The sequence below is a fragment of the Paenibacillus sp. USHLN196 genome (assembly GCF_037144955.1).
GTDB classification, from domain to species: Bacteria; Bacillota; Bacilli; order Paenibacillales; family Paenibacillaceae; genus Paenibacillus; species Paenibacillus xylanexedens_C.
The window spans coordinates 1-13,838 of the sequence record NZ_JBBCYH010000022.1; the positions used below are offsets into that span (position 1 = coordinate 1).

Below are 13,838 nucleotides of genomic sequence, written 5' to 3' on the forward strand. Positions count from 1 at the left end.
CTCGGCCACTCACTGGATCTGATTAACCACAGACCCCGAAAATGCTTGGGCTGGAGAACCGCTCACGAATCTTTCACAGAGGAACTGTCGCACTTGGTTTGACAATCTGTCAATTACAAATAACTCTGTGTTTATAAAGCCAGACAACTTCATGAGAAAACTGGATACGCTTTCTTTCTTCGCATGCTTTTGAGCTAATTCTGTAAATTTGCTATTAGATTCAATTTCCGAAATAGCTGAGTTATATTTTTTAACTTTTCCCCCTGTCAGTCCTCTCTCAAGAGTATAGACTTGGTTATTACGGCTGATTATCTCAAGCTGGACAGTGTGATACTCCTTAGCTTCATCGATGGGTTCAGGTAACTCGGTACCACCTAACATAAAGTTAATACATTCAAAAATATAAGTTTTCCCTGTATTCGACGGGCCTGCAATCACATTCAATCCACTCTTAAACGAAACCTCTGAAGCTTTCTCATCATTCCCTATAATTCGGAGCTTTCTAAGTTCAAAGCCGTAAATCATTCAAGACCACTCCTTGTAAGAGCTTCGTACATAAACTCTCCTCCCCAACTTCCAAGTTTATTATCAATATATCCTTTTAGTTCTTCATCCGAGTATTCTGAAAAAAATTGACTAACCCAAAATGCATTGTTCCGTAATAACTTATAATACTCAGACTCAAAAAGATCTAGAAAAGCATTTGATAATTCCGTGGCTATATAAGAAACACCATTTCCCCCAAAAACAATTTCTAATAAGGTTCTACTGTACATTAAATCCAACCCATCTTGCATAGCTTTCCTTCGAACAACAATTTCTCCTGAACGATGAGGAGTAGCGGGGTGAATTGAATCCGGTGAATTGGGATCACCGATATCCCTGGTATGTAATACTAAGTAATCGTAGTAAACCAATCTTTGCAAATCGAGATAAGCCGGCTGATTCACTGATAATATGATTAAAGCTCTTAATCCAATCTCCAATGGAGAATTAAAAGCCATATCATTCGCCGAATGCTCTGCCATTAGTTCACCCATTTCTTAATTTCGTCTTCATTAGCCAGATGATGGCATATCCCTGCCAAATCATTACCCTTCAGTGAATTGTATAGAGGATAACTCGGTACATTTAGGTTTCGAGCTGCTAGACAAACTTTTTTGACTCTCTCAAATCCATCTTCATGTTCAGACTCAAGTATATCTATTATGCCATCGTAAACTTCTTCCTTCAGCTCTTTAAAAGCATCTACACCAGGAGGAAGTGTATCTCTTTCAAACCTCATTAGTGATTCAGCAGAATAAAAAGATTTCCTTTGCCTTTCAAAATGGTTAAAAAAGTTATGATGTTCAGGAAGCTCTTTAACAATAATCCGCTTTACTTTATGACTATCAGAATATGCCTCAAGGAGCTTCGTAATGTATAACAACTCATCTTCTGCAATTTGTTCAGGAGGAAGCACTGGCTGAGGCCGGTTCTTTTGAAGTCCACCAAACCTATAAGGGAAATATCTAGTTTGAGCATGTTGTTCGATTAATCTTTGTGGTTCAACACTATCAATAATAGTGAAATCGAAGGAGGTAACATAATCAGAGAAATCTCCTTGTAATTCAATATTCTGCTTAATGGTAATCTTTTTCTTACACTTTGTTTCCCAGTTTGCTATGAGTCCTTTTCTTAGAGATTCAGGCTCATCTATTAAATCTCCTAAAGTTGTAGATACACCTTTTGGGGCTACGAAGTAATACTTTCTAGGAACAGTATATTTACCAATATAAGTGTAGTAACAAAGTTTTCCAAGTTCTATCCAAATATTGCTGGGAGTAAGAGCATTATCGTAATGCTTGCATTGATAATTATCCCATATAAGTTGCTCCTTCTTGTCATAGACTGAATATGCAACTACATCTCTACCCATATCACCGGCTCCCCCACAGCGGCGAACCTTTACATATGTCTGAGCAAGATATCCTGTAGCCCATTCACAAACTAAATCTTCAAAGTCATCTTCGGAAATAACTTGTAATCTTTTAATCGGTTCAATAGTCTTTCCTAAGAGTAAATCCGCATTTGTGATTTTCTTCTGAATAACAGGAATTGGTATCTCTAATTCTTCCTCATCGTTCACATTTGTTCACTCCAATCTATACAATATTTAGTAAAATAGTACCACATGCAGCCAGTATAATCACCTAAATATTCCATCAATTGAGAGGTGGTATTATGATATTTGTAACACACAAAACGAAAAAGCTAAATTAAAGTCTGTTGTGTCTGATATGACATGGATTAAGGGGATTTCTCGAATCATATGTTATAAAACATGTTACATATTTGCAACTGACATTAACAGTACAAATTCTTATAATTCCTATATAAAACTTGAGTTTTATGTAGTCCTATGTGTTATTCTTATCTGCTAACACTTTCAACAAACGAAAATCCAAATATACAATTGTGATTTTGCATGCGTTAAGATATAACTGAAGTGAGGTGATAAAACATGGAAAATGTACGCGAGTTGTTCCAAATCATGACCAGACGGTTTGGTCTGCTCAATAAGAATTGTTGTACCGTGGGAGCTATTGATGTGTCGCCGGCCCAAAGTCATATATTGTATGAGGTAGATCGTCAGCACAATCCCTCCATGCAGCAAATTGCCGACACTTTAGGAACAGATATTACAACCTTCAGTAGACAGGTTCAATCCTTGGTGAAGCTTAAGTTACTTAACAAAGCACCAGATTCTACAGATAGACGTGTATATCTACTCTCACTTACAACCGAAGGGAAGTTTGTTGCAACCACTATTGATCAGCAAATGAGTGCCTATCTAGATGAAATCTTTTCGCATATGAGTGGATTTGAGAAGGAGATGGTGATTAACTCAATTAAACTGTTGAATAAAGCAATGCTTCAATCTGATAACTGTTGTCAACCTGTGAAGGGATAAACACACACTCTAACTCCTCCTACAGTCACAGATTTTTTAAGATATCTATTATCTGGCTTATGTTACATACAACAAAAGACCACCGAGGTCTCTCGGCGGTCTTCATACATTACTGTAGTGTGTACTTGGAACGTAAAGCTTTCTCGAGATGTTCATATTCAACCTGTTCCGCAAAACTCATAAGCTCACCATTAATGACAACGGCAGGTGTAGCAAACTCGATGAGCTTATCTGACTGTATATGTGCAAAACCTCGCTCTTCGAATAGAGATCTTAACTTCCGTTTTGCAAGCGCTCGATCCATAGGTAGGGAATAATCATACACATGAATAGTAACTTCGTTTTCAAATGTCTCTTTTAATTTTTGCTTAATTTCAGTATATACACTCAAAGAAGCGGAATAGTCTGGAGTAGAGCAGCAATCGGCAGATTCTAACCCATTTTCATCACAACAATCTGTTGTTTGCTGACTATTTATATTTGGAAAGAGTTCGATAGAGTTTTTTGTATTCAACATATGTTCCTCCTCACTTTAAGAAGTTACTTTCATCCGATGAGTCGGTTGTGGAGGCAGTGGACTAAAACATTCGTGGTACGTTTGATCCCAAACCGTTTCCAGGTCCTGATCAATGGAGGCAATCGCATCCGATACGACTAAGTCCAGAAGTCCCGGTGAAGCTTCAATCCTAATGTTCAGAACGACCCGGTACTGATTACCCATTTGTGAGTAGCTATTGGTGTATATAGGTGCTGCACCTGTTTGAACAACACTTGCTTTGACATAGCCTGTATCATTACCAGCATGTACCTTCAGATGCGCTACGGCCATCTTTTCCCTCAAAAAATGCCCGTTTAATTTACTTAAAAGTCCATCTACCCACTGCTGAGGATCGAATGCTTTTCCATCCGAATGCTTCACGTCACCCAGCATATTCATCCACGCAAGCTTGGCTTCCCCTTCAGCATACACACTGTAATCAATATCCAAAAGTTTGTGGCCGCTTGGAATTGTACTATTCCATAAATCGAGTAGAGGGGCTAAGTTAACACCTGTAGTCGCTGAGATCGGCTGTATGATTGAATTCGGATAGCGTTGATGAAGATACGTGACCACTCTATCCATCTCTTCTTCCGTGTATTGATCCAGTTTATTTACAGCAATAATATCTGCCTCGGCCAACTGCTTCTCAAAAATATAACTAACCGATTGAGAAAATAGAAGACGTCCTGCTTCTTCTTCATTTAATTCAGCCAACAATCTAGCCGGATCAACCACAATAGTCAAGGGTACCGTTGTGAACTCGTTAGCATAATTCTGTTTTAAGGGCTGAATGACCGTTGCAGCGAGATCCGTGCAACTACCAACGGCTTCACAAATGATGTAATCAGGTTTCTTTTCTAAAGTAAGTTGGTTCAAATGTTCATACAAGTCTTCAAACCGACAGCAGAAACATCCCCCTGTTACTTCTTTGGTTTCCAGTCCACTGATTTGTGCGAGTTCAGTATCAATTAATTCTTTCCCTTGATCGTTAGTAATGATGGCGACCTGTTTCCCCTGCTCTTGTAAAACTTTGGCCATTTGTATCATTGTTGTTGTTTTCCCCGCTCCTAGGAAGCCACCTAACAACACCATTTGGACCTTTTTCATATAAACGCTCCTCCTCTTTCATTCAAAATGGTTATTCGTGAAGTATTCTGTAGACATAAGCAGCCGTGATCGCGCCCATGGTTGTCCATAGGATATATATCCATAAAAACTCCAAGTGTCCGGAGGCCAAAGCTGGGCCTAAAGATCGTGCAGGATTCATAGATGCCCCACTTACAGGACCTCCAAACATCGCTTCTAGAGCGACTGTTCCTCCTATAGCGATTCCAGCGAATGATTTTGATGCTTTTGCATGGACAGCAGAACTTAAAATGACCATCATTAAAATAAAGGATAGAATGAATTCCAAAATGGCACTTTGCAACCAGGGACCTGAAGGAAGCGTTGCTCCCAATCTCCCTACATTACCAAACATAAATAGTAAGGTAAGGCTCGCTGCATAGGCTCCAACACATTGTATGAAAACATAAGAGAAGGCTTCAATCGCTGTGATTTGTCTTGAGAAATAAAAAGCGAGGGTGACTGCCGGGTTAAAGGGAGCACCTGATACATGTCCAAAAGCATATATCAAAGCCATGACCACAAGCCCAAACGTTATAGCTACCCCGATATGTGTTAATGTTTTTGTAGTGGTATCTACTACTACCGCACCTGTGCCGGCAAATACTAAGAAGAAGGTTCCAATAAACTCAGCTATCCATTTTTTTCGGAGATCAAGTAGTAAAGAACTGCGACTGGTTTCAAAGCTCAATAATGGAAAACCATCTTTGACTTCTGTCGCATTCAAATGGTTGTCCCCCCTCTTAACATTTTAAACAACAGCGTTTAAAAATACCGTCTTCAGGAACAGTAACGATCTCTTGAAATAGTTCATCCATATCGGGGTTAGGGTGTTTCCATTCGTAATAGAACTCATGTTCAATCAGATCAAGTGTTTGTATAGAGGCTTGTCTCAGTAAAGGGGAGCCCTTATATAGGTACAGTCTTGTTTCATATTGTATGGGGTCAATGATGCTCTTCAGGTCATTATCATCTACAAAAGAGCGGAAAGTTGTTAAATCCTCTGTATTGGTCCAGGGGTTGAACATGATAAAGGTTGGATTGAGTGAAATCTCGATGTGGCGGAGATATGCAATAGCCTGTTCGATATCTTGAATAGAGGTGTCTTTGGCTACGGCATCCAGTACAACTTCCGATGGAAATTCTAACGCTGATGTAATGAACTTAACACCGAGCCCTTTCATTTCAGCTAATGTTTCTTTATTTTCAAGAATATGATCTACTCGGGTAGTGAAGTCGTAAGTGAGATCAGGAAAATCCTCATGTAACTGACGCAATATCTTGATACCGTGGTATTTTGCATTAAAGAAGTCTGCATCAATAAAGGATAAGTGCGTCATTCCCCCTTCGACAAGGTTTCTGACATCCTGTAGTACAATCGATTCAGATACCAGGATGACTTTACCCTCATAGGCAGCATATACCGAGCAATACAGACACTTATGATGACACCCGCGTGCGATTTCAGTGGAGCCCACGATCTGCTCAGAGCCTAATAGTTTGTTGATTTGCTTCTGGGGATACTTGTAGAGCGGCGGAAGCATATGCCGTGTCGGAACGCTTAAATGATCTCTCGACATATACGGATGAATTTCTTTACCCTGCAGAGCATCACGTCCGATGAGAACCCCATCCAGGGTACAATCAGTGTCTCCAGACAGATACTTTGCAAGATTGACCAAAGGTCTCTCCCACTCTCCACAAACGCAGGAATCACTATACTTCCCGGCAAGTCGGCTGGCATTAATAGTTGCATGCTGACCAAAGTACGTAATATGAGCCTTGGGATTAACCTGACGAATGATTTGAGTTAGTTCAGTGGCCGCTTGAACAGCATCAAATAATGGAATGGAAATGGCGATAAGCTCTTGATCCAGAAATCGTCCTTCATCAATTCCTTCGACATAAGTATCAAGCACAGACACATCGAAATCTGCATGTAATAAAGCGGTCAAGGCTGTAGCTACCGTCATCGGTTGATAGCCACCTTCAAAGTTAGAAACCAACAGGACCTTCATGAGCCTTCCTCCCTATCTTTCAAGGTTCTTCTTCGGTTAAACTTTCGTGGCTTTAATCAAGTAATAGCCTACTTTTTCTTCTAAAAAATGATGGGCCTCAGCATGATCCTGCTGAAATTGCAGATATTCATCTTTATACTCTTCACTCGATTCCATCAGCTCACGATATCGTTTGTTTTTGTCATCTGTAAAATTGATAACTTCCAAATCGATATACCCCGCTTCTTCAATTTGGGCAATGTTCTCGCTTAACTGAATACTCCCAGCGCGGCAACCGCTAACCAAGGACAAATCATTCTTGATGGAAGACGGGACGGGTGCATAAGAAACAAAATCCGTGTAGATAAAGGTACCCCCAGGTGCTAACACACGTGTAATTTCCTGGATGGCTTTAATCCGGTCAGGCACCAGATTCAGAACACACTCACTGTATATCAAATCAAACTGGCCATCCATATACGGAAGCGACTGGACATCGGCAACAAAGAAGCCCAACTTTTTACGAAACCCATCTGGAAATTGGGTGCTTTTTTCCCTGGCACGGGCAATCATGTTCTCACTGAAATCTACACCAATAAATTGCTTTCCATCTTCATGTGACTCCACCAAAGAGAGCAGTGTTGTTCCCATACCACAACCGATATCGAGAATTCGCTGTTTATCTGAAGCAAGAACAAACTCTTTAATACGTTCTGTAGGTCCGGACGGAGAAAATTTATCCGTTCCTTCCGAGTAGTTACCTTCACCTTCAGCTACAGAGTTATAAAAGTCTTTGATTGCTTGCGTTGCTGCATCCAATTCAGCTGGACCAGGTGAGCAGCAGTTTGAAACATTGGAAACTACCAGTTCTTGATTAGACATTTGTTATTTCTCCCTTCGAGATGCTTTGTATTTTTATGGAACGGACATAGGCAGTCCATAATACATAGAAAACAAGGGTGCCTAGAATCCAAAGGAAACCTGAGAAATAGAACGTAGTGTCAATTTGAAAAGTGTCCATTAGAATGCCAGATGTCAGCGGACCCAAAATCATTCCCAAGCTTGTCGCAGAACCCAGGAATCCCATCGTCGCCCCCATCCCCGCCTCTCTTCCTAGAACAGTTGACAGTGCAGAAGATGAAGCAAGCGTGACTGCAGAAGTTAGGCCGGTTCCAATCATTAGTAAGGCGATCGTCCAAAGCGAATGCATAGATGGAAACATCATTAAAAGAATCGTGGTTAACATAGCTGAGATGAGAATTAACTTCATTTTATTAAAACGGTCAACCACCCAACCTAGCGGGACCTGTGTTGCACCTATAATAATGTTGTTTAAGGCAATTAATAAACCAATCATCAGGGCATTAAGCCCTCTGCTTTGTGCGTATAGGGTGAAGAAGGAAATCATGAACATGGAAAGAACAGCTACAATGACATTGACGGAGGACAATGCTAGAATCCCGGGATGTCTCCAGGGAGATCGTTTCAGATGAGTACGCTCTGAATTGGTTTCGTTAAGATCAGCCACATTGGTTTCTTTCTTCGCCCTTGATGAAGGTAAAACAAAGACAATAACTAAGGCGATGATCGCAAGGCCGAGTAAGGAGAAAAATGCATTCTGTGTCCCGTACTGAACTGATATATATCCACCGAGCAAGGGTCCCAACCCATTTGCCAAGAAAATAGCAGTGTTGTATATCCCCATATACTTGCCTTCTTGCCCTTTAGGGCTGATTTCGCCCATGTAAGCCATAGCCATAGGTAGCATCATGGCTGATGCTACGCCATGAAGTAACCGCGCCCCTAGAAGTCCCGCTATACTACTTGCTAATCCATAACTTAGTGCGATAAAGGGATAAAGTATCAGGCTATAGATCAGGATGGCTTTAGGTCCTTTTTTATCTGCCAATCTCCCGATCGGTGTACCAATTAAAAGACGAACTACGTAAAATCCGCTGTACAACGTTCCGACCCACAAACCGGTTGCCCCTAAGTTTTTTGCATAAGGAGCTAGTAGTGGCGCTACAATCCCGGTACCTACGACCAATATAAAGACAGATAAACACAGGAAAATAATATTCTTTTTCATATGACACCCATACGTTTATCAGTGGACGAAGGCACCTCTCCATCTTGATCCTTTGTTATGAAAAAATGCATGGCTTCTTTCGCAGTATTCAAGACTTGAGATGCATGCTTACCATCTACACCATGAGCTATCATATAGCCCAACCGATTATAGTTGCTTTTAGTCATCGTTACGTAATCACCATTTTGAACAGAGATCTCAACTTGCTTTATTCCTTCAATTGATTGAGCTGCGTTCTTGTTCAATCGAACATTTCCATCTTGATACGCAAGTAAAAATTGAATTTGGGCTGAATCCGTGATGGGTATGTCCCTAGGAGCACTTGCAAAGGTTCCCCCCGTAACAATATGAAATGCCAACTTACGCAGATCATATCCGGTAACAGCATGAACCAAGTTGTGAATTTGATCTCCGCCCACCCTCGCATTCACCTCGATTACTTTGGGTCCTTGAGTAGAAAGCTTAACTTCAGTGTGGGAGACAATATAATCTACGCCTAGGACCGCCAAAGCCTTAATAACGACCTCTTGAATCAGGGTAGAATCCTGTTCTGATAATAGAGCGGGTACCAAGTGTCCTTCTTCAATTAATGCGGATGTATTTTTAGCGGTAATTGCAATGATATGTGTGGTTCCATTGATCGTACATGACTCAACACTAAATTCAGGTCCTTCGATGTATTCCTCTACGAGAATATGCTTCTCTAAAGGTTGTCCAACCCAGTTTAGAGCATTAGTGCTAATAAGTTCAGCAGCACTCCATGCTTCTTCTAACGTATTACATTTTTGTACCATATGACTGCCCGCATCATTAGAAGGTTTTACGATAACGGGTAACTTCATTTCACTAAGGATGTGTAGTATCTCTGCAGGTGTTTGGATTAAAGCGTATTGGATGGGGGATACCTGGTGTTTGGTTAAACATGCGCGGGTTTGTGCTTTGCTGCGGCAATTTAAAGCGGCCTGTGAAGATAAGTGGAATTGCAGACCCAAGGCCTCGGCTATTTTCGCACCTAGAACGATGCGATATTCATTATTCGTATACACAGCAACAATAGAAAGCCGTTTAGATATTTCGATTGCCTTAGCGATTGCCTCTTCTTCCTGATTCAAATCCATTTCAAAAGGGAAATCTGCAATCATGGCATCTTCAAAAGGTATCTTCGTATTCATGAGAACCACCTTATAGCCTTGTTCCTTTATGAAAAGGATTTCCTCAACATCATCTCGCCGACCAATAAGCAGAACTGCAGGACGATTCACCATTTTAATCCCTCCTTATCTGCAACACTCGGATTGGGAACTCTGTGGCAAGATACCTTCTTGAGTGGAGGTTTCATTGAATAATTTCTTTGTTTTGGCTACGGCGATGATACCGGCAACTTGTCCAATTTCTTCGTTCGTAATGAACTCTTGCTTAGCAGAAATAAGTGCCTTCCTCAAATCTTCTTGATCTCCGATTATCATCGCACTTGTTAGTTCAACTAATGCTCGATCTCTGGGTGAGAGGTACTCCGCTCTTAGAGCTTCTTCCACAAAATCAGTATACTTCCGATGTAGCTCAGGCAATAATTGGAGCATTTTAAATTCACCTCACGATAGAATGGTTAGTACATTTATATCAATCTATCCTTATGTAAAGACAGACATGATAACTCACTTATAATAGTTGTTTAACGCAAGTAATTACACGCCTTGTTATATATCACATTTAAATGAATAAGAATCACACATTGAATACACTTCATTATTTATGGCTTAATTCACCTTAAAATAAGGATACAAAATACATTTACTTGAATAATTTTCCTTTATTATATTCTGATAATTTGCAAATAGCAACTTTATTTTTCGTTGTTCAACATTAAATTTAAGTGTTGATTTCCAAAAACAGTCATGCTAAAGTCTGTTCATGAATTCATTATTTACTTACAATAGATAGTTAAAAAGTGAGGGATTCTTATATGCAAATGGTATCTATCCGCCAAGCCAAAGTGAACGATTTAAATAGTATATTGGGCATCTACAATCAAGGCATTGAAGATCGAATTGCAACGCTAGAAACGGAAACGAAAGATATGATATACATACAAAAATGGTTTAACCAACATCAAGGGAGACATGTCGCATTGGTAGCAGAGGTATCAGAACAAGTTATTGGATGGGCTTCGTTAAATCCGTACTCGCACCGTTGTGCTTATCACGGTGTCGCTGATTTGTCGATATATATTCATAGAGAGTATCGTGGAAAAGGCATTGGAAATGCGCTCCTTTTGGAGTTAGAAAATGAAGCGAGGAAGCATAACTTTCATAAAATTGTGTTGTTTACCTTTCCCTTTAATAAGGCTGGGCAAGGATTATACCAGAAACTGGGGTATCGAACTGTAGGTGTTTTTGAACAGCAAGGTATTATGGATGGCGAACTTATTGATATTATGATTATGGAAAAACTCATTCACCAAGCTGGAATGCACGGATAAAGGGATGAAAACAACGCTCTTCAGCGACTACTAAAAAAAATGATAAAGGGACGTCGTCATTGTGTATGACAACGTCCCTTTATTAAAAGAAATAATATTAACTATTATTTGCTTCATACATATTCTTCAGTACATGACGCATTTCAGGCTTGATTGAAATGTCCGGACGTCTCTCCATTGCGAGTTTTTCGGCTTCTTCAACTGTAGTAGCTTCACCCAAGTTCATCAAAAGAGCTGTAGCTACTGTACCCGTACGGTTCCGGCCACCAGCACAGTGAAAGAATACTTTTTTACCTTCCTGAACAGCTTCAGTCACGGCTTGAATAGCGGACTTGATGGATTCTTCCTGATCATTCCGATTTTCAACAATTGGATAATGATGTCGGTGTGCTGAATCAGGAAATCCTTCTTGTGCCTTACCATCATCTCGGAGATCAAATACCTCAGTTACACCTTGCTCCTTAATCGCACTTAGAGCAGCATCTGCTCCCCCAATATATACTTTACCTTTAACCAGTTCATGATAGTTAGACATCGTTATCCTCCTGTTTTCTAATTGTGCTTAACAGCAACTTGAGCCTCCACTAACGACGAGTCCAAGTCCATCGTCGTATTGTTCCACATCCAGGGTGATTGATTTTACGGTAGCTACTATCTCAGGATCAACAGCTACGCGAATCGCATTTATTTCCTGTACCACATCATTCTCATCAGGATCAGCGAGCCCTAGTTGATAACTGGGCCCACAGCACCCTCCGCTAACCATGGCAAATCGAAGCGTATGCACGCCTGCTTCTCTCATCATTTCTACAATATAGGCTTTTGCTCCATCGGTAATCACCATCGTCGATCAGTCTCCTTTTATACTTCATTCGGGCTTACTACTTCAGTCCAGGTCTTTAGACTGTCATAACCAACAACCTCTTTGGATTCCCAAGGAATAATTACGGTGTTTCCCTCTGAAGCTTTATGAATCTGCTGAATCCATTCCTGCTCAGCAATGGCTCGTCCGCTAAGAATAGGATCCATGGTGTCTGTCACGGCAAAACTTTGATTAATAGTCCACCACTTGGTTGGTATACTGGCCCGCTGCAAGTCCTGTTCCAAACGAAAAGCCTCATAATACGGTGTAGCCTCTGCGAGTGTAACAATAACAACACTTGTTTCATTCGGATCACGAAGTCGTGGTAACAAATGCTGAACCGCAGCCGGTATGGCACCTGCTGAACGTGCAATCTCCTTATGATACTCTTCCGTTGCATCGAGAAGAAGTAACGTGTGCCCTGTTGGAGCCGTATCAATAACGACAATCTCATGGCTGCTTCGTTCAACCAGATTGGCAAATGCACGGAAAACTGCAATTTCTTCAGTACAAGGCGATCTTAAATCTTCTTCCAGGTAAGCCAGACCATCCTCGTCCAAAGAATCCTTGTTCTGCTCCAGGACTTCCTGTTTATATCGTTCCAGTTCAACCTTCGGATCGATACAACTCACGGTGATGTTGTCCGTCTCTTGTTCGAGCACATGACTCAGATGGGAAGCGGGATCGGTTGTGCTCAGATGTACCCGGTGACCTCTCTCTGCCAGACCAACTGCAATAGCAGATGCAACCGTTGTTTTGCCTACGCCGCCTTTTCCCATGGTGAAGATCACTCGGATCCCTTTGCTCTCCATATCATCTATGAGATGTTGCAAGGGGAAAACCAACGAAGGATTTACATTTTTCTCCTGTACCAGGCTAACCTCCGGGGCATCAAAGAAATGACGCAAATGCTCAATGCCAGTGATGTTAAATGGCGCTAGAGGAATTTGATAAATTGGAAGCTGCTGAACGGCTTCAGGAAGCTTCTCCAATGCACGTACCTGTCGACCGTAAAAAGCAGAAGAAACCGTATCCTGCTCCATAACCGAAGAAAGCATCCCGTTCACGATCAACAACTGATTCTGAATACCGATCTCTCCAAGCTCTTGCGATGCCCGCGCAGCTTCTTTCAGCGGAGAATCATCCGGACGAGTGACCAGTACAAGTGTCGTTTCATTGGAATCAGACAAGGTCTGGACGGCATCCTCATATAATGTTTTTTTCGCTTCCAGACCGGCAAGCGGTCCCAGACAGGAAGCCCCATGTGTACTTTCAGATAAAAACCCGCTCCAGGCGGTTGGCAATTGCAACAAACGCAGCGTGTGCCCTGTCGGAGCCGTATCGAACAAGATGTGATCATACTGCTCTCGCAGTTCTTGATTAGTCAGCATGGAACTGAACTCATTAAAGGCAGCTATTTCAACCGTACAGGCTCCAGATAATTGCTCTTCCATCGTCGCGATCACTGTGTCTGGAAGCACGCCGCGGTATGGCCCAACCATCTCAGCTTTGTACTCATTAGCAGCGGTTTCAGGATCGAGATTGGCGGCATCCAGATTTTTCATTCCAATTACAGGTACGGGGTGATTAGAAAGCTCCATACCAAAAACATCCTGTAGGTTAGAAGCTGGATCGGTGCTCACCAGCAAAACACGCTTTCCCGAATCGGCAAGGGATACGGCTGTTGCACAAGCCGTGGACGTCTTGCCTACGCCCCCTTTTCCGGTAAAAAACAGATAAGGGGTTAACGACATGGATTTCGGTTCAAATCGGTTTAACATGTTGAGAGGAC

At 41.4% G+C, this 13,838-nt stretch carries 15 protein-coding genes and 2 pseudogenes; 3 read left to right on the forward strand and 14 right to left on the reverse strand.

Features of this window, described 5'->3' with window-relative positions; all coding sequences use genetic code 11:
* A pseudogene (locus WFI24_RS31165) lies at positions 1-102 on the forward strand (IS30 family transposase); the annotation flags it as partial.
* Positions 103-138: 36 nt separating this feature from the next.
* Here the strand turns inward: WFI24_RS31165 and WFI24_RS31170 are convergent.
* The 3 genes and pseudogenes from WFI24_RS31170 to WFI24_RS31180 form a co-directional block, all read right to left on the reverse strand.
* Positions 139-525, reverse strand: a pseudogene (locus WFI24_RS31170) (AAA family ATPase); the annotation flags it as partial.
* Positions 522-1,028 (reverse strand): ABC-three component system middle component 2, encoded by a 507-nt coding sequence (locus tag WFI24_RS31175; protein ID WP_081718267.1) that lies wholly within the window; start codon positions 1,026-1,028, stop codon positions 522-524. The pseudogene WFI24_RS31170 and the gene WFI24_RS31175, both read right to left, overlap by 4 nt.
* The gene (locus tag WFI24_RS31180; protein WP_175395087.1) at positions 1,028-2,128 is read right to left on the reverse strand and encodes an ABC-three component system protein; all 1,101 of its coding nucleotides are present in this window, start codon (positions 2,126-2,128) and stop codon (positions 1,028-1,030) included. The genes WFI24_RS31175 and WFI24_RS31180 overlap by 1 nt, the downstream gene beginning before the upstream one ends.
* Positions 2,129-2,503: 375 nt before the next feature.
* Between WFI24_RS31180 and WFI24_RS31185 the strand changes: the two genes are divergently transcribed.
* The gene (locus WFI24_RS31185; RefSeq protein ID WP_175395088.1) at positions 2,504-2,953 is read left to right on the forward strand and encodes a MarR family winged helix-turn-helix transcriptional regulator; all 450 of its coding nucleotides are present in this window, start codon (positions 2,504-2,506) and stop codon (positions 2,951-2,953) included.
* A gap of 109 nt (positions 2,954-3,062) precedes the next feature.
* Here the strand turns inward: WFI24_RS31185 and vcpD are convergent, their stop codons facing one another.
* From vcpD to WFI24_RS31225, 8 genes are read right to left on the reverse strand one after another with little or no spacing between them, the layout of a single operon-like run.
* On the reverse strand, positions 3,063-3,470 hold the full coding sequence (gene vcpD, locus WFI24_RS31190) for an ArsD-related vicinal cysteine protein VcpD (protein WP_175395089.1): 408 nt from the start codon (positions 3,468-3,470) through the stop codon (positions 3,063-3,065).
* Between the two features lie 15 nt (positions 3,471-3,485).
* Positions 3,486-4,601, reverse strand: coding sequence for a GTP-binding protein (locus tag WFI24_RS31195; protein ID WP_175395090.1), 1,116 nt, complete (start codon positions 4,599-4,601; stop codon positions 3,486-3,488).
* A gap of 31 nt (positions 4,602-4,632) precedes the next feature.
* Entirely contained in the window at positions 4,633-5,346 is a 714-nt protein-coding gene (locus tag WFI24_RS31200) for an MIP/aquaporin family protein (protein ID WP_336765725.1), read from the reverse strand.
* A gap of 16 nt (positions 5,347-5,362) precedes the next feature.
* Positions 5,363-6,637, reverse strand: a complete 1,275-nt coding sequence (gene arsL, locus WFI24_RS31205) for an arsinothricin biosynthesis radical SAM protein ArsL (protein ID WP_175395091.1) — start codon at positions 6,635-6,637, stop codon at positions 5,363-5,365.
* Between the two features lie 36 nt (positions 6,638-6,673).
* Entirely contained in the window at positions 6,674-7,498 is an 825-nt protein-coding gene (gene arsM, locus WFI24_RS31210) for a putative arsinothricin biosynthesis methyltransferase ArsM (protein ID WP_024634197.1), read from the reverse strand.
* Positions 7,491-8,705, reverse strand: a complete 1,215-nt coding sequence (locus tag WFI24_RS31215; RefSeq protein WP_175395092.1) for an MFS transporter — start codon at positions 8,703-8,705, stop codon at positions 7,491-7,493. Before WFI24_RS31215 ends, arsM begins: the two co-directional genes overlap by 8 nt.
* Positions 8,702-9,970 carry an ATP-grasp domain-containing protein gene (locus WFI24_RS31220; RefSeq protein ID WP_175395093.1) on the reverse strand — a complete coding sequence of 423 codons (1,269 nt, stop codon included), beginning with the start codon at positions 9,968-9,970 and terminating at the stop codon, positions 8,702-8,704. Before WFI24_RS31220 ends, WFI24_RS31215 begins: the two co-directional genes overlap by 4 nt.
* A 12-nt stretch (positions 9,971-9,982) precedes the next feature.
* Entirely contained in the window at positions 9,983-10,285 is a 303-nt protein-coding gene (locus tag WFI24_RS31225; protein ID WP_024634194.1) for a carboxymuconolactone decarboxylase family protein, read from the reverse strand.
* A gap of 383 nt (positions 10,286-10,668) precedes the next feature.
* Between WFI24_RS31225 and WFI24_RS31230 the strand changes: the two genes are divergently transcribed.
* The gene (locus WFI24_RS31230) at positions 10,669-11,184 is read left to right on the forward strand and encodes an arsinothricin resistance N-acetyltransferase ArsN1 family A (RefSeq protein ID WP_175395094.1); all 516 of its coding nucleotides are present in this window, start codon (positions 10,669-10,671) and stop codon (positions 11,182-11,184) included.
* Positions 11,185-11,281: 97 nt separating this feature from the next.
* Here the strand turns inward: WFI24_RS31230 and WFI24_RS31235 are convergent, their stop codons facing one another.
* The 3 genes from WFI24_RS31235 to arsA are packed head-to-tail and all read right to left on the reverse strand — an operon-like array spanning position 11,282 to position 13,827.
* Complete coding sequence (locus WFI24_RS31235) at positions 11,282-11,719, reverse strand: protein-tyrosine phosphatase family protein (RefSeq protein WP_076215291.1); 438 nt, start codon at positions 11,717-11,719, stop codon at positions 11,282-11,284.
* 27 nt (positions 11,720-11,746) lie between these two features.
* Entirely contained in the window at positions 11,747-12,028 is a 282-nt protein-coding gene (locus WFI24_RS31240; RefSeq protein WP_076215288.1) for a HesB/IscA family protein, read from the reverse strand.
* Positions 12,029-12,045: 17 nt separating this feature from the next.
* A complete protein-coding gene (gene arsA, locus WFI24_RS31245) occupies positions 12,046-13,827 on the reverse strand; it encodes an arsenical pump-driving ATPase (protein ID WP_175395095.1) in 1,782 nt (593 codons plus the stop codon).
* Positions 13,828-13,838 lie beyond the last annotated feature (11 nt).